The organism is Lujinxingia vulgaris (genome assembly GCF_007997015.1).
In the GTDB taxonomy this organism is placed as follows: Bacteria; Myxococcota_A; Bradymonadia; order Bradymonadales; family Bradymonadaceae; genus Lujinxingia; species Lujinxingia vulgaris.
In genome coordinates this window covers 130,277-146,698 of sequence record NZ_VOSM01000002.1, presented here as the reverse complement: position 1 = coordinate 146,698, position 16,422 = coordinate 130,277, and the positions used below count along the sequence as shown (strand labels likewise).

Here is a 16,422-nt window from a genome sequence, read left to right as displayed (position 1 = left end):
GTAGAGTTAGGTTGCCAGACCCCTACCCTAAACAGGCTACAAAACGCATTTCAACACATCTCTCGATCCCGGTACCTCACCGGCCTGTGCCCTCTTCTCCTGCAACGCACAACATGCTAAACTCCGCCCCCTTACGCACGGCGTACGAGCCATGTCACCTCTCACCACCAGGACCCATACGATGTTTAAAAACCTCATTCTCCTCGCCATCTTCGCCCTCGCGCTGGTCGCCTGCGACAGCAAGACCGAAGTCCCCGCCGAAGCCGAAGGCGAAGTCCCCACCCAGGCCGAAGCCCCTGCCGAAGCTGAAGCCGAAGAAGCCGCAGCTCCCGCCGAAGGCGAAGCTGAAGAACTCCCCATGGTCGAGGTCAGCGCCGAAGGCACCGAATTCGATCCCCCCGTCCAGCCCGAGCAAATCCCCGAAGGCGTCTACTACTGCGACATGGGCACCGTGCACTACGCCATCGCCAACGACGGCTCCACCCGCTGCACCCTCTGCAACATGATGCTCACCAAAAAGGGCGCGGACGGCGAGTCCGCCGCGCATGACCATGACCACGACCACGACGGTCACGACCACGCTCACTGAGCCTCGGTCTGAGCACCTGGCCACGTAGCAAAAAAGCCCACCGCGCTTCCGCGGTGGGCTTTTTTCATGCCGCATCAACTCGATGACATCGAGCCTATGACCTGCGCGAGCTACCTCACTCGGCGCCCCTCTCCCCCACCACATCGGCCAGAAACTGCCGATGCTCCCGCAAATCTTCGCGTCGTTTGATCGGCAAAAAGCGCGAGCGCGCCCCGGTGCGAGCAACCTCCACAAAACGCGTCTTCAAATGCGCCGACAGCTCTCCGGCCAGCCGCTCAAACTGCACCACCCGCTGCCCTTCCACCTGCTTACGCACCAGAAACCACGTCAGATCAAAGTCGCGCTCCAACGCTTCGGCCGTAAACATAAACGTGTTGGTATTAAACACCGGAATCGAATCCACATCGAACCCCTGCGGAAAACGAAACGCCTCCAGAATCTGCAACGCTCCATCCACCCGGGCCGGCATCCCTCCCTGATCCCCCTCAAACTTCTGCACGACCTCCACGCTCATCTCCACCCCACGCGACTCGGCCGCCTCCACGTGCATCCCCACAACCACCGGGTCGAGATCGGCGAGCACATTATCCACGTTGGACATCATCAGATAGCGGCCGCCGCGCTCCCGAAACGCCTCCAACGCCCCGCGTCCCAACGCCTCCGGCAAATCCCCATGCCCCGGCGCATAGAGCGTCCCTCCGGGCTCCCCGGCCCCAAACACCTCACCATCCGGCCGCAAACGCACGCTCACATTCTGCGTAAACGCGATCACCTGCTCCGGATCCAACCCAAAATAGTCGTTCGCTTCCAGATGCTCCTTCGTCGGTGCATCGGTCGCAAAGCTGTTCATCAACAGCACCGGCACCCGACCCCAGGCACGCGCATCACCGAGCTTCATCCCCAGAAACGAGCGCCCTTCCAGCACCTCCACACACCCCTTTACGCCCCCGCCAAAGCGCGTCGCCATCCCGCCGTTGAGCACCAGCGTACCAACCTCTCCCCCGCGCAACGCCTCCATCCCCCGCTCCCGCAGCCCCAGCTCCCGCGCGCTCCCCGGCACCGGCAACTGCTCCACATCATTCACCGCAGGCGCCTCGACCCTCCCCTCAACCTCATTATGCCGCTCCGTCCACGTCCCTGAACGCAACCGATCTCGGAGGCGCTCAAATGCCTCTTCATCAAACCCATGCGCCTTCAATTGCGCCACATCACTATCGGTCAGCGCATCCAACACGCTCGATCCCATCGTATCCTCGTCATTCATCGCATCGTTGTCGCGCGCTCCCGCGCGCTTCCCCCCACTCCCCCGAACTTCGTCAAACATTGTCCCCTGCGTCTTAACGCACGCTCATCTCATATCGGGCCTCGCCCCCACTCACCTGCACATAATAAATCCCGGGGTTGACCCTCTGCGTCACCACCGCGCTCCCCTGCTCGCTGGTCGCCACCGCCAGCCGGTCGCCGGTAGCCCCTTGCATCTCCAGCCGCAGCGCCGCTGAAGCCGGACGCACCCGCACGCTCACCTGGAGCTCCACGGCCGCATCCACCCTCACAAAATACCAGTCCTCCCGATCCTGCGGCGGCGAGAGACGATCGCTATGACTTTCGCCAACGGCGATCTGGCGAGCCTGCATGCGCGTACCGTCCGCATCGCGCCCCTGCGCCATGGCGAGCGTCCCCATCGCAAGCACCGCGCCGAGCACCCCGACCCCGACCACCATCCTGATGCGTCGTCCCATCGCAACCTCCGCAGCCACACGCCCGATACCCTTCCTCACCTTCCACCCTCATCATACGCCCGACCTCCCCCCGCGCGCAAAGACCACCTCCTCAGCGCCGATGCGCTGCCCCCACCACCTCTCCCACATCCCCGTAACCGCGCGCCTCCATCAACCTCAACAACCCCCGGTTCATCCGACGCACCAGCAACGGCCCCTCGTACACAAAGCCCGTCCACACCTGCACCAGCGACGCCCCGGCCTCCATCGCTGCCAGCGCATCCTCCGCCCCGAAGATCCCGCCCACACCCACGATCGGCACACGCCCCTCGGTCCGCGCATAAATTCTCCCGATCACCTCCAGGCTACGCGACCTCACCGGCCTCCCCGACACCCCGCCGGCCCCCATCGCATCAACCCCTGCGCTCCTCAATCCCTGGCGCGAGATCGTCGTATTCGTCGCCACAATCCCGTCGATCCCCACCTCTTCCACAACCTCCACAACCTCATCCAACGCACCATCCCCCAGATCCGGCGACACCTTCACCAGCAATGGCGGCTTCCTTCCTCCCTCACTCAGCTCGGTATTGATCGCCTTCAACCGCACCAGCAACGCCTCCAGCGGCCCCCTCCCCTGCAACGACCGCAACCCCGGCGTGTTCGGAGAGCTCACATTCACAACGATATAATCCGCAAAGCGATGAAGCCGTCGCAGCGTCGTCGCGTAGTCTTCGGCCGCATCTTCCAGCGGCGTCACCTTCGACTTCCCGATATTCACACCCAGCACTGGCTCGACCTTCACTCCCTGCAGGTGCCGCGCCACCGCCTCACTCCCCGCGTTATTAAACCCCATCCGGTTGAGCAGCGCCTCATCCTCCACCAGACGAAAAAGCCGCGGTCTCGGGTTTCCGGCCTGCCCCAGCGCCGTCACCGTCCCGATCTCCACATGCCCGAAGCCCAGCGCCCCCAGCGCATTGACCCAGCGCGCATCCTTATCAAAGCCCGCCGCAAGCCCCACCGGATTCTCAAACTCCAGCCCCCACACCTTCTGCTTCAAGCGCGCATCATCCACCCGCAACGCCGCGCCCAGCAACGCACGCACCGCATCCGGCTTCATAAGCGCCGACAACGCCCCCATCGCCAGATGATGCGCGCGCTCCGCCTCCAGCCCGAACATCGCGCCGCGCACCACCCGATACAACAGCCTCTCCAACCTCACACCCCGAGCGGCTCATAAGGAATGTTCTGCTCCTTATGCTCCACCCCGTCATACGACATCAACAGGCCCTTCTCCTCGCGCATCGTCTCCAGGCTCACCGGCCGCTTCCAGATCCGATAGATCGACTCCAGCACCTCGTGCGCGTAATCCGCCCGAAGCTCCGTGCCCTCAAACTTATGGTGCAACAACAGCTCCCGGCGATTTCTGAAGTTCCCATCCCGCACATAAATGAAGGGCTGTCCGAAGTTGGTCAGAGAGTCGAGCAGCCGCGTCTTGATCTCCTCAAACTCCCGGCTCTCAATCTCCCAATGCCCGCTCTTCCGGTTATACCCGTAGGTGAACATATTGCTCTGCGAGGCGAACTCTTCGGTCAGAAACTCATCGATAAAGGTCACGTCGTTGTAGAGTTTGCGCACCCGGAAGATCTGCTCTTTGCCCAGCCCAAGCTCCTTATTCCAGGAGTCGCGTCGCTCCAGGTCATCGACCTCTTCCCACTCTTTACCGAACTTGCCCTTGTTCCACCGATCTTCAATATCCCGAAAGAGCGCCACCCCCAGCTTATAGGGGTTGAGCTGCCCCGGCGCGCTCGACATCACCCGGCTGTTGATGTCCGCAAAATCGATGATCTCCGAGTCGTCCAGAATCCGCGTCGTCAGAATCTTGGAATGCCAGTACGACGCCCACCCCTCGTTCATGATCTTCGTCTGACCCTGCGGCGCGAAGTAGTACGCCTCCTCACGCATGATCGACAAAATATCGGCCTCCCACCCCTCCAGAGGCGCATGCTCCAGCAAAAAGAGCATCACATCGCGCTCCGGACGCTGCGGGAAATGCTTGGCCTCCTCGGCCTCCTGCGCCATCCGCTCTTTCTGCTGATCGATGAAGGACTGCGGATTGATAAACTCATCCATATAGTCCTTGGCCTGAAACTTCGGCACCTCCCGCTGCCGAAGCTCCTCCGGATCCACCGCCTCCCCGCGCCGCTCAATAAAGGGGCTGTAATAGTCGATCAGGTTGTCGATCGAGAGGCAGGTGTCGATGAAGTTCTCCACCGCCTCAATCCCCTGCCGATCCACATAGCGCCGAATCCGCGCGCCGTGGTTCGCCATCTCATCGACCATCCGCCGGTTGGTCTTTGAGAAGTAGTAGTTGTTTTTGAAAAAATCGACGTGCGCATACACGTGCGCGATCACCGTCTTCTGATCGACCAGGTTGTTGCCTTCCAGAAGATATGCGTAAGACGGGTCATTGTTGATGACCATCTCGTAGATCTTCGAGAGCCCGTACTCATAGCTCTTCGAGAGCTGCTCGTACTCCATCCCGAAACGCCAGTGCGGGTAGCGCGTCGGAAAACCGCCGTACGAGGCGATCTCGTTCATCTGTTTATAATCCACCGGCTCGAAGATCGTCTCGAAGAAGTCCAATCCCATCTCTTCGGCGACCTCCCGAATCTGCGCGATGATCTCTTGAATCTGTGGCGATAATGCCTTCATGAAGTCCCTTCCCTTCGCAGGATCTCAGCCCTGTGATTAGAGGCCCCGCCCCAAAAACTCTTTGATCGAATCGTAGATGCCGTCGCGGTTCTTAATCTCCGAGACTGTCACCCGCTCATGGCTGGAGAAGTGCTCGTTGATATCTTTGATGAACTGCCCCGACCCGTACGGCGACTCCACCTGCCCGTAGCAAAAGAGATTTGCCTTGGGCAAAAGCCCGTCGCGCATCAGCTTCATACAGTCGCCGGTATCGTCCACAGACCAGTTATCACCGTCGGAGAAGTGGAAGAGGTACACGTTCCACTCATCCACCGCGTACTCCTCCTCCAGGATCTGCAACGCCAGCTTATACGCGCTGGAGATCATCGTGCCGCCCGACTCCCGGGTGCGAAAAAACGTCTCCCGGTCGACCTCTTTGGCCGTGGCATCGTGAATGATGTAGCGGCTCTCAATACCCTCGTACTGACTGCGCAGCCAGGTATCGATCCAGAACGACTCGATGCGCACGATCTCCTTCTGCTCATCCCCCATCGAGCCCGACACATCCATCATGTACAGGATCAAAGCGTTCGACTCCGGAAGCGAGGTCTGCTTCCAGGAGCGGTAACGCATATCCTCTTTGGTGGGCACAATAATCGGGTTATCCGGGTCGTACTCCCCGCTGGCGATCATCCGCTGCAGCGCCGCCTTATACGTACGTTTGAAGTGGCGCAGGCTCTCCGGACCGGTCGTGCGAATCCCGGAGTACTTATCCTTAACCGTCTCCAACCGCTTAACGCCCTTGGGCTCAATATGCGGCAGCTCCAGTTCCTCGCCCATGATCTCGGCGAGCTCTTCGAGGGAGACGTCGACCTCGACACCGTGTTCGCCTTCCTGGTTTCCGGCCGGTCCGGCCTGCCCGGGCGACTCCTCACCCTGGCCCAGGCTATCGCCCGGCTGGCCCTCGCCCTGCCCCACGCCTCCCTGCTGTTTCTGGCTGAAGCGAAAACGCGGGATGTCGATGCGCGGCAGGGGCACCTTCACAATGTCTTTGCCCTGGCGCCCGGTGATCTCACCCTGGCTCATATACTTGCGCAGGTTGCGCTTGATCTTGCCGCGCACGATCTGTTTGAAGCGCCGATGATCCTGCTTGATCTTGTTGAGTTCCGTCATGACCTGATTCCCTCGTCGAGCCGTCATCGACCCTGCGCAACCTGCCTAAACTGAGCCGGCGCACACTCCCATCCGGGGGCGGCGCCGGCATCTCCACCTACATCCGCGCCCCGCTCATTGCTGCTTGGAGTCACCGCGCGCAAAGATGCTCGCAACGAAGTTGAGCACGTCGGTGGCCGACTCCTCGTTGTAGCCGTAGTCGCGAATCAGGCGCTGCTTCACGATATCGATCTTCTCCTGGGTATCGCGGTCCACCACATTGGAGACCACGCTCGCCAGCTTGATCGAGTCCTTCTGGTCTTCAAACAGCTTGAGCTCAAGCGCTTTACGCAGACGCTCATTGGTCTGGTAGGTGAACTGCTTGCCGTCGATCGCCAGCGCCCCGATGTAGTTCATGATCTCGCGGCGGAAGTCGTCTTTGCGGCTGTCCGGGATGTCGATCTTCTCCTCGATCGAGCGCATCAGACGCTCATCGGGCTCCTCGTACTGGCCGGTGTACTTGTTCCGCACCTTCTCCTTCTGCGTGTACGCTTTGACGTTGTCGATGTAGTTCGCGCACAGCTTGGAGATGGCGTCTTCATCGGCCGAGATCGCCCGCTGAACCTCGTTCTTGACGATGTCTTCGTACTCCTGCTTCACCACCGCCAACAGTTCACGGTAGCGCCCGCGCTCCTCTTCGTTGCTGATCAGGCTGTGGTTCTTCAGCCCGCCCTCAAGCTCGTTGAGCACCAGGAAGGGGTTGATGCTGCTCTCGGTCTTATCGCTGACCAGCGCGTTGGAGAGCTTGTCCTGGATATAACGCGGGCTCACCCCCGTCAGCCCCTCGCGAAGCGTCTCTTTACGCAGCTCCTTGACGTTGTCCTGGGTGTAGCCGGTGAGCGACTTCCCGTCGTAGAGCTTGAGTTTCTGCAAGAGCGTCAGATCGTGCTTCTTCGGATCTTCCAGGCGCGTGAGCACCGCCCACATCGCCGCCATCTCAATGGTATGCGGCGCGATATGCTTGCCCTTCACGCGCTCGTTGTTGAAGTCCTTTTTGTAGATGCGGATCTCTTCCTGGTACTTCGTGATGTAGGGGATATCGATCTTCACCGTACGGTCGCGAAGCGCCTCCATGTACTCGTTGCCGAGCAGCTTGCGGTACTCCGGCTCGTTGGTGTGACCGATGATCACCTCATCGATGTCGGTCTGCGCGAACTTCTTGGGCTTGATCTTACGCTCCTGCGTCGCGCCCAGAAGGTCGTAGAGGAAGGCCACGTCCAGCTTGAGGATCTCCACAAACTCGATGATCCCGCGGTTGGCCACGCAGAACTCCCCGTCGAAGTTGAACGCGCGCGGGTCACTGTCGGAGCCATAAATGGCGATCTTGCGGTAGTTGATATCGCCGGTGAGCTCGGTGGAGTCCTGGTTCTTCTCATCCTTGGGCTGGAAGGTACCGATACCCACGCGATCCTTCTCGCTAAAGAGCATCCGCCGCACGCGCACGTGCTCCATCGCCCGGCTCCAGTCCCCGCCGTAATGGCGCATCAGCTCTTTGAAGATGAAGCGGCTGGCCGGGTTCAGATCACCGCGCACCCGGATCGAGGAGACGTTCTCAATGCCCAGCTCCTCCAGCGCGCCGGCGCGCCAATCCTGCGGGATGAGCTTGAGCGGCTCCTCATTCATCGGATCGTGGAGCACCTCTTGTCCGCCCGTGAGGTGCTGAAGCTCCTTGGGCATCACCCACGAGAAGGTATAGATTCGCCCGTCGTCGGTGCGGGTATACTCCTCCATGCCTTTCTTGAGCAGGCGAGCGATCGTCGACTTCGAGGAGCCCACCGGACCGTGTAGGAGGATGATGCGCTTCTCGGTGCCGTACTCGTTGGCCGCCGCCTTAAAGACGTTGACCAGGCGCATCAGCGGGATGTCCAACCCGTAGATCGCGTCGGCACCGCCGGTGATCTCGTCTTTGAAGAAGTTATAGCGAACGATCTTCTTCTTGTTGTCGATGTACTCTTCGGTCCCGTAGGACATCACCATATCGTAGATGCGCTGGTAGGCGTTGCGGGTCACCCGCACATCCTCGCGCACAAGATCCAGGTACTCCTCAAAGCTCCCTTCCCAGTGCAGCTCGCGGTACTCATCGATATCGTGGTGACGGCCAATCTTATGCAGCAAACTCTCTTTGGCGCTCATAGATGGTATTCTCCTGACGTCTGGATTTGCGCTTCGATGATCGTAAAAGCTGGCCCTCACGACGCGATGACCGCCTCTGGTCAGCGACGAACAATAACTGGAGCAACTTCTGTGCCGATCCTGCGGATGCTGCCCTGCACTCAGGGGCAGCGCCCCGACTCAGCCTTAAAATGCGATAGCTGCAGATTAGGAGACATCGCCCGCGGGCGAAACCCCCTTTTGAGCCTCGACACCTTCAAAACTCAGCCACTGATAGAACGGGCCGTCTCGGCAACTCTATTTCAAACGGGTCCCCTTCTCCGGAGCCCCCCGTGAGCATGTACACCATCCCCGACTTCGCCACCCTGCGACGCGTTTTGGATCGCCTCTACGTGCGCTACACCCCGCCGCGCCGCGCCGAGGGCGACGACGTGCTGGGTACGCTGGTACGCACGATCCTCAGCCAGCAGACCACGCGCGCCGCCACCGACCAGGCCTTCACTGCCCTCCTGGAGCATGCCAACGCCGACTGGCACCGCATCGCTCACGCCCCCACCTCTATCATCGAAGACGTGATCCGTCCGGCGGGGCTCGCAAGACAGAAGGCGCAACGCATTCAGGCGCTGCTCTCGCAGGTGCATGACGAGTTTCAGAGCTACGATCTGGAGCATCTGCACCAGATGGCGCCTGAAAAGGCCCGCGCTTATCTTTTGAAGTTCAAAGGCGTCGGCCCCAAAACCGCCGCGTTTACCCTGATGGCCGCCTGCGCCATGCCCCTCTTCCCCATGGACACCCATATCTTCCGCATCTTCGAGCGCCTCCGCTGGCTCGACCCCACCCTGGGAGACGAGGCCGCCCACCAGCAGATGCAGGCGCTCATCCCCCCCGACGATCGCCTCCCGGCCCATATGGCGCTGGTAGAGCACGGACGCACCCTCTGTCGCGCAAGAAACCCCCTTTGCGAGCACTGCCCCATCCTCACAGACTGCCCCACCGGCAGTTCCCCGCCCGACTGACCCCGACGGACTTATGCCTTAGTGCGACTCGTCAGTGCGACTCGGTGCGGCGCTGCGTCAATTCCAGGAGCACCCGCCCCGTATCACGCGGATGCATAAAGGTGATGAGCTTGCCGTGCGCCCCATCGATCGGCGCCTCGCTTAAGAGACGCACGCCGGCCTCTTCCATACGCGCTCGCCAGACCTCAATATCATCGCAGCCCAGCGCAATATGGTGGATTCCCTCGCCATTCTTCTCCAGAAAACGCGCGATGGGACTCTCGTCGTGCAGTGGCTCCAACAGCTCGATCTTGGCCTCTCCGAGCCGAAAGAACGCCACCTTCACCCCCTGGCTCTCCACCTCCTCGGTGCCTTCGTAGGCCAGGCCCAGTACATCGCGGTAGAGCACCGAGCTCGCTTCCACCGAACGCACCGCGATCCCGATATGATCGATCTTCTCCAGCATCTCTTCTCCCTTACGTTGCGCGCACCAGGTTATGGCGCATCGGCTCACACGCGCCGGGCGCCGCGCCGTTGCGACCCATGGTAGCCGGTGCTAAAGTCCTCTTCTTTCCAGCGCCCTTCTCTGACGCCTCTCCCTCAACCCGGGCACTCTCCCGTGTCGACTTACGAGACCACCCATACCATCGCGTTGCCCGACGATCATCCCGCCGCGCCCCTCGATGTGCTCGCCGACTTCTTTGTGCACAACGGCTATATGCCGCGCGCCACCGAGGAGGCTGATGCCCTCACGCTGACCCGCGGAACCCCCGGGGCCGGCTGGCGCATCAGCGAGATGAGCGGCCTGGGCACCACCCTGACACTACGCCTGCAGGGCCACGAGGTGCTCGCAATCTACGTCGTCGACATCCGCGGCCAGCACCTCAACGACGCCGAGCGTGGCTTCTGGCGTCGAGAAGCGCGCGCCGCACAGTCCTATCTGGAATCACCCGACCCCGACCACCTGGTCGATCTCCGTGACCAGGAGGCCACTCGCGCCCGCGTCGCCCGCCAACGGATGCGTCGCACGGGGATGGGGGCCGCCATCACCGCGTTTATCATCGTGACCGCTCTTTACTTCTTACTCAGCCAACTAGGGCTCGTACACGCCTAGCGCAGTTTGGCATACCACCTGCGGAGGTATGCATGCGCCGTCTTCACCTGACCCTTGAAACCGCCGATGGCACCCGCGCTCGCCATGCCATCGCCGACCACTTTCCCTTCACACTGGGGCGGCAGCTCGACAACGACCTGCCCATCCCCTTCACCAGCATCTCCGGACGCCACCTGAGCATCGATGTGCTCGGCGAACAGATCCTGGTGACCGATCTGGGGAGCACAAACGGAACCTTTATCGGGACGCACCGTCTGAGCTCGCATCATCCCACGGTCGTCTCCGTCCAGAACCCGCTTCGTCTGGGCGACCTCACCCTCACCCTGCAGCTTGTCGAAAGCGACGGCGACGCCTTCACCATGGCGCAGTCCTCGACCTCCCTGCACGAGATCGTGCACACCGCCCTCGATCAAAGCGATCAGGCGCAGCTCCACGCCTTTTTCGAGATCTTAAGCGGCCCGGGAAGCGGCCGCCGCTACACCCTCAACCGACCCACACGCTACCTTCTGGGCTCCGGTGACCAGGTCGCACTCCCCCTGCCCGACCCCTCGATCGCCGCCGAAGCAGCGAGCGTCTACATCGAAGACGCTGTTTACTTCGTCGAGCCGCTCGGCGGCAGCACGCTCCTGCTTGACCAGACGCCCATCACCGAGCCCACCGCACTTATCAGCGGCGCGCGCATTCAGGTGGGGAGCTGCGAGCTCGTCTTTGTCGACCCTCTCGAAGAGCTCGTCGAGCCCCTTGCGCCCCCCGCGCCGATGCACCGCCCCACGGTGAAGCTGGCCGACCCTGACACCGACGATCTTCTGGCCACCCCGCCGCCGATCGATGAGGCGCCTGAGGCGACACCGAATCCTCCGCGCGATGCCGACGTCGACGCACCCTCCCCGGATCCCTCCCCCGCTCCGCCCGCCCCTCCTCGCCGGCGCGCACCGATGGAGTACGCCCTCCTCGGCGCCGCGCTGCTCCTCTTCGGGCTTACCGGCGCCATCCTCTGGGCCTTCCTCTAAGCCTGATCCGCCTGGCCGCACCCAACAAAAAAAAGAGCCCGGCAGCAACGCTCCCGGGCTCTTTTTTTGCAATCTTCGTCGTTTCAACGCGCCGGATCAGACCTCCACGATCTCAGCTTCTTTCTTCTCGAGCATCGCATCGATCTTCGCGCTGAACTCCTCGGTGATGCTGTTGATCTTCTCGAAGCCTTTATGCATCTCATCTTCGGTGATCTCGGAGTCTTTCTCCATCTGCTTGACCATATCGTTGGCGTCGCGGCGCTGGTTGCGCAGCGCGATCTTATGGTCTTCGCCAGCGCGGCGGGCCACCTTTACCAGCTCCTGGCGACGTTCCCCGGTGAGCGCGGGAATCGGTACCCGGATCAGGGTGCCGTCGTTCGACGGGTTCAGCCCCAGATCCGACATCTGAATGGCCTTCTCGATGTCGGAGATGATGTTCTTCTCCCAGGGCTGAATCGTGATCAGGCGAGGCTCCGGAACGCGCAGCGTGGCCACCTGACTCAGCGGCGTGGGGCTGCCGTAGTACTCCACGCGCACGCCATCAAGCATGTTCACGTTGGCACGTCCGGTACGAATCTTGGTCAGCTCACGGCGCAGCTTGTTGAGCGTCTCTTCATAATCGCTGCGCAAACCCTCGATGACTTCCTGAACCATCTCTTCCTCTCTATCACGAAACGTGAGCAACTTGGCCGAAGACCCGACACAGGCTAAGCCCGCGTCGCTCCGCGGCAAGCCCGCGTCCTCGGTCTGGGTTTATTTAGGGTTGGGGCAAATCAGCGTGCCCAGGTCTTCACCCTCGATCACCCGCTTGATGTTCCCGGCCTGATTCAGGTCGAAGACGATGATCGGCAGGTCGTTCTCCATGCACAGGCTGATCGCGGTGGAGTCCATCACGCGCAGATTCTTCGACAACACATCGAGGTAAGTCAACCGCTCAAAGCGCTTCGCGTCGGGGTTTGTGCGCGGATCGCAATCATACACACCATCGACGTTGGTGGCTTTGAGGATCACCTCGGCCTGAACCTCCATCGCGCGCAGCGCCGCGGCGGTGTCGGTGGTGAAGTAAGGATTGCCGGTACCGGCCCCGAAGATCACCACGCGCCCCTTCTCCAGGTGGCGCGTCGCGCGACGGCGGATATAGGGCTCGGCGACCTCTTTGATCTCCAGCGCGGTCTGCAGGCGCGTGGGCACGCCCAGGCGCTCAATGGCGTCCTGCAGGGCGATGCCGTTCATCACCGTGGCCAGCATCCCCATATAGTCGGCCGAGGTTCGGTCCATGCCGGCGGTGCTCCCGGCCACACCGCGGAAGATGTTGCCTCCCCCGATGACGATCGCCACCGCCACGCCCATCCGCTGGAGTTCGGCGATCTCGCCGGCAAAGGTCTCCAGAGTCGAGGGAGAGATCCCGTAGCCCTGATCGCCCTGCAAGGCCTCGCCACTGAGTTTGATCAGGACTCTTTTGTAGTTGGCGGACATACGTGCTCCTTTCGTGCGCTTTTTGCGCGGATGGTACAGCCCCCGAAATATGGGCGCTCTGCGGGCAAAAAAAAGGGCGCCCGGCGGGCGCCCTCTTCGCATCAGGAGCCGCGCAGCTGCTCGGCGACTTCTTCGCTCAGACTCTTCTCTTCTTTGGTGATGCCCTCACCCACCTCGAAGCGCACGAACGAGGCGATGGAGGCACCGGCCGCCTTGACGAACTCACCGACGGTCTTGTCGGAGTCCTTCACGAAGGCCTGGCTCACAAGCACGGACTCAGCGCGCCACTTCTTGATCTGACCGCTGAGCATGCGCTCGATGATCTCGGCCGGCTTGCCGGTCTCGGCAGCGCGGGCGGCGAGGATCTCTTTGTGGGCCGCTTCGTCTTCGGCGGGGATGTCCGAATCGTGAAGGTAGCCGGGCTTCATCGCCGCGATGTGCATCGCCACGTCGCGGGCCACATCGACGAGCGCCTCTTTGTCGGCACCTTCGGCCGCGTCGAGCTGCACGAGCACGCCGAGCTGGTCGCCGGCGTGGGTGTAGGGACCGACCACGCCCGCGTCGACCTTGTAGCGCACAAAACGGCGAACCTTGATGTTCTCACCGATCGTGGCGATCTGCTCGGTGGTGTAGTCCGCCACGCTCTTCTCGCCACCGGCGATGGTGACATCCTGAAGGGCCTCCACCGACTCCACACCGGACTCACCGATGGTCGTGGCGATGCGCTCCACAAAGGCGTGGAAGTTTTCGTTGCGCGACACAAAGTCGGTCTCGCAGTTGACTTCGACCATCACCGCTTCGGTGAAATCGTCGTTGGTCCAGATCTGAACCCGGCCTTCGGCCGCGGTGCGCGAGGCCTTCTTGGCGGCAGCCGCCGAGCCCTTCTTCTGCAGGTAGAGCAGGGCTTCTTCCAGGTCACCGTTGGTCTCCTGGAGGGCTTTTTTGCAGTCCATCATGCCGGCGCCGCTCATCTCGCGCAGCTTTTTGACTTCCTGGGCAGAAATCGACATCTTCGCTCCTTCGCTCGTATAGGTGCTAATTTCTTATAAAAAACGCGCACTTAGCTCAAACAATCCCGAACTGCAGTGCGCGTTATGCGTGTGACCTTTAGTCTTACTCGGCTTTGGCTTCGCCGCTGTCGCCTTCGGACTTCTCGGGGCGGCTCACGCGCTGAACTTCAACTTCAGCAGCCTTGCCCTTCTGCGGGGCGTTGAAGTCGGCCGACTCTTTGGCCGCTTCACGGGCGCTCTGCTCGCGACGCTGGCTGGCGGACTTGGAGCCTTCCAGGCAGGCTTCCGCGATCGCGCTGGCGAAGAGGCGGATGGCGCGGATGGCGTCATCGTTGCCGGGGATCGGGTAGTCGATCTCACGCGGGTCGCAGTTGCTGTCGCAGACGGCCACAACCGGGATGCCGAGCTTCTTGGCTTCCTTGACGGCGTTCTCTTCTTTCTTCGGATCGATGATGAAGAGGGCGCCGGGCACGCCGTTCATGTCACGGATACCGCCGACGTTGTTCTCAAGACGCTCTTTCTCACGCTCGAACATCAAGACTTCTTTCTTGGTGTACTTGGCGTAGGAGCCGTCGCGCGACATCTTGTCGAGCTCTTTGAGGCGGTTGATGCTGTTGCGGATCGTCTGGAAGTTGGTCATCGTGCCGCCGAGCCAGCGGTTGATCACGTAGAACTGACCGGCGCGCTCGGCCTGCTCGCGGATGGCATCCTGAGCCTGCTTCTTGGTACCGACGAACATGATCGTCTCGCCCTTCGACGCCACCTTGGCGACGAAGTCGTAGGCGTCGGCGAACATGCGAACCGTCTGGCTCAGGTCGATGATGTGGATGCCGTTGCGCTCACCGAAGATGAAGGGGCGCATTTTGGGGTTCCAACGGTTGGTCTGGTGACCGAAGTGGACGCCGGCCTCCAGCAGATCTCGCATCGTGACTTGGTTCATGGTGTTGCTCCTGATGAGGAATTTGTTGGTCTTCCGCCTTCATCATCCGTCGGCACCCACCCCGGTTAACGCGACCTCGCGCACCGGGGCACCTGGGGCCTTCGTCCGAAGGCGTGCGGATTTGACGCCCCCCTTAACACAGGGTTTTGGGGTGGGCAAGCCCGGGTTAACCCCGGGCCGGCCTCGGATCCTGAAGCGTGATTATTCGGTGGTCGCGCCCTGCCCTTTGAGGACAAGCATGCCGGCGCCGGCGCTGATCTGATCGCTGCGCAGGCTCACACCGAGCTCGTTGCCGACCACGACGTTGTCGTTCAGCGCTGCGCTCAAGAGCCCCTGGGTGCGGGTCACAAACTGCGCCGCCCCCCAGTTGGCCGCATCGGCGATGCGCGAGCCGGTAAACTCAACTTTCTCAAGATCGAGTGAGACGCGCCCCTCATCGACCTTGAGCGCTGAGACCGCGCGCCCGTCCATTGAGAAGCAGCCCCAGTCGGCGCCGTGGTTAAAGAGGCGGAAGTTCAGCCCCAGCGGCACAGCGTTGCCCGCGGCGCTTCCCACCTGCAGGTTGTCGATGGTGGCGTAGGTCGGACCGTCTTCGGACTCATTGCCGGCCAGGGTGTAGCGGCGCGCCACCTTGCCTTCGCGCATCGCCAGGCGCACACCTTCCACGATAAGTCCGGGCTGCACGCCCAGCGCCACGTTCTGGCCCTCGCCAAGCTGTAAGGCCGAGCCCAGCGCGGCGGCCTCGGAGCCGGGCGCATCGAGGTTGGTGCGAATGCCCAGAATCAGCGCGTTGGAGCGGTTGTCGAGCTTGAAGACCGAAGGCGTAAACTCCAGCCCGGCCACCCCGAAGTTGGGCATCGCGTAGCCGGCAATGCGCACCTTCGGCACCTGATCGGCCAGGCGCTCTTGCACAAGGTTCATCAGCGCCGGCTCCAGCGTGCTCGCCCAGCTGGAGGGCAACGCCGCGATGCTGCCGGTGATGCGCGGCGCGCCCAGGCGCACTGCGGCCGGCGAATCGAAGTAGATGGCGACCTCGCCATTGGCGTCGCGCTCCACGCTGAGGGGAACGGTCCAGTCGACGCTGCCGTTGAGCGCGCTGGACTGGCGCCCGATCACGGGGATGTCCACGCCGAAGTTGCCGCCCCAGTCCCCCTTCATGCGCACGCAGGTATCGCAGGCGTTCGAGGCCTCAAGCTCCACCGCCAGGCTGGGGCGCTGCACGCTGAAGTCCAGCCCCTGCGTGCCGCTGACCGGGATCGTGCCCTGAAAATTCAGCGTCTCGGTAAGTACCGTGGAGAGCACGCGGTTGGCCAGGTCGTTGACCATGTCCATGCGCAGCGCCATTGCGATCTGCGGAGCCCCCTGCGGATCGAGCTCGCCCAGCGCGCCTTCGGCGCGCACCGCCTCCTCATACTCGCCCTCGACCTGAGAGCAGCTCGCGCTGAGCGCTTCACAGCCCGTCGATGTTCCCAACGCAAGGGTGGCCGCTACCATCGCGCCCAGCCCGGCGGCCGCGCCGCCCGCCTTTAACTTCCATCCATCCATCTTCATACAA

Annotated in this window: 16 protein-coding genes; 4 read left to right on the top strand and 12 right to left on the bottom strand. The window is 62.0% G+C overall.

The annotated features are described in order from the left end of the window. Positions 1-181: 181 nt before the first annotated feature. The gene (locus FRC98_RS04310) at positions 182-589 is read left to right on the top strand and encodes a hypothetical protein (protein WP_146980069.1); all 408 of its coding nucleotides are present in this window, start codon (positions 182-184) and stop codon (positions 587-589) included. Between the two features lie 115 nt (positions 590-704). Here the strand turns inward: FRC98_RS04310 and FRC98_RS04305 are convergent, their stop codons facing one another. The 6 genes from FRC98_RS04305 to FRC98_RS04280 all read right to left on the bottom strand — a co-directional run bounded on the left by FRC98_RS04305 (position 705) and on the right by FRC98_RS04280 (position 8,343). Next, positions 705-1,853, bottom strand: a complete 1,149-nt coding sequence (locus tag FRC98_RS04305) for a UTP--glucose-1-phosphate uridylyltransferase (RefSeq protein ID WP_283809635.1) — start codon at positions 1,851-1,853, stop codon at positions 705-707. Between the two features lie 73 nt (positions 1,854-1,926). Beyond that, positions 1,927-2,328, bottom strand: a complete 402-nt coding sequence (locus FRC98_RS04300; protein WP_146980067.1) for a hypothetical protein — start codon at positions 2,326-2,328, stop codon at positions 1,927-1,929. A gap of 91 nt (positions 2,329-2,419) precedes the next feature. Further along, a complete protein-coding gene (locus FRC98_RS04295) occupies positions 2,420-3,520 on the bottom strand; it encodes a quinone-dependent dihydroorotate dehydrogenase (protein ID WP_230467262.1) in 1,101 nt (366 codons plus the stop codon). Positions 3,521-3,522: 2 nt separating this feature from the next. After that, entirely contained in the window at positions 3,523-5,019 is a 1,497-nt protein-coding gene (locus FRC98_RS04290) for a SpoVR family protein (RefSeq protein ID WP_146980066.1), read from the bottom strand. Positions 5,020-5,055: 36 nt separating this feature from the next. Then, complete coding sequence (locus FRC98_RS04285; protein WP_146976705.1) at positions 5,056-6,171, bottom strand: DUF444 family protein; 1,116 nt, start codon at positions 6,169-6,171, stop codon at positions 5,056-5,058. Between the two features lie 114 nt (positions 6,172-6,285). Next, entirely contained in the window at positions 6,286-8,343 is a 2,058-nt protein-coding gene (locus tag FRC98_RS04280) for a PrkA family serine protein kinase (protein ID WP_146980065.1), read from the bottom strand. Positions 8,344-8,660: 317 nt separating this feature from the next. On the opposite strand from FRC98_RS04280, the gene FRC98_RS04275 reads away from it, so the two are divergent. After that, positions 8,661-9,338 carry an endonuclease III domain-containing protein gene (locus tag FRC98_RS04275; protein WP_230467363.1) on the top strand — a complete coding sequence of 226 codons (678 nt, stop codon included), beginning with the start codon at positions 8,661-8,663 and terminating at the stop codon, positions 9,336-9,338. A 31-nt stretch (positions 9,339-9,369) separates the two neighbouring features. On the opposite strand, the gene mce is transcribed toward FRC98_RS04275, so the two are convergent. Further along, complete coding sequence (mce, locus tag FRC98_RS04270; protein WP_146980063.1) at positions 9,370-9,783, bottom strand: methylmalonyl-CoA epimerase; 414 nt, start codon at positions 9,781-9,783, stop codon at positions 9,370-9,372. 153 nt (positions 9,784-9,936) lie between these two features. Between mce and FRC98_RS04265 the strand changes: the two genes are divergently transcribed. Then, positions 9,937-10,431 carry a hypothetical protein gene (locus FRC98_RS04265; protein ID WP_146980062.1) on the top strand — a complete coding sequence of 165 codons (495 nt, stop codon included), beginning with the start codon at positions 9,937-9,939 and terminating at the stop codon, positions 10,429-10,431. Between the two features lie 32 nt (positions 10,432-10,463). Continuing rightward, positions 10,464-11,441, top strand: coding sequence for an FHA domain-containing protein (locus FRC98_RS04260; RefSeq protein ID WP_146980061.1), 978 nt, complete (start codon positions 10,464-10,466; stop codon positions 11,439-11,441). Between the two features lie 96 nt (positions 11,442-11,537). Here FRC98_RS04260 and frr read toward each other — a convergent pair whose 3' ends face one another. The 5 genes from frr to FRC98_RS04235 all read right to left on the bottom strand — a co-directional run bounded on the left by frr (position 11,538) and on the right by FRC98_RS04235 (position 16,418). Next, positions 11,538-12,095 carry a ribosome recycling factor gene (gene frr / locus FRC98_RS04255; RefSeq protein ID WP_146980060.1) on the bottom strand — a complete coding sequence of 186 codons (558 nt, stop codon included), beginning with the start codon at positions 12,093-12,095 and terminating at the stop codon, positions 11,538-11,540. 99 nt (positions 12,096-12,194) lie between these two features. Next, positions 12,195-12,917, bottom strand: a complete 723-nt coding sequence (gene pyrH / locus FRC98_RS04250) for a UMP kinase (RefSeq protein ID WP_146980059.1) — start codon at positions 12,915-12,917, stop codon at positions 12,195-12,197. A 101-nt stretch (positions 12,918-13,018) separates the two neighbouring features. Further along, on the bottom strand, positions 13,019-13,927 hold the full coding sequence (gene tsf / locus FRC98_RS04245; protein ID WP_146980058.1) for a translation elongation factor Ts: 909 nt from the start codon (positions 13,925-13,927) through the stop codon (positions 13,019-13,021). Positions 13,928-14,030: 103 nt separating this feature from the next. Then, positions 14,031-14,867: a 30S ribosomal protein S2 gene (gene rpsB, locus FRC98_RS04240; RefSeq protein WP_146976721.1), complete on the bottom strand. Its 837-nt coding sequence runs from the start codon at positions 14,865-14,867 to the stop codon at positions 14,031-14,033. Positions 14,868-15,068: 201 nt separating this feature from the next. Beyond that, a complete protein-coding gene (locus tag FRC98_RS04235) occupies positions 15,069-16,418 on the bottom strand; it encodes a hypothetical protein (RefSeq protein WP_146980057.1) in 1,350 nt (449 codons plus the stop codon). Positions 16,419-16,422 lie beyond the last annotated feature (4 nt).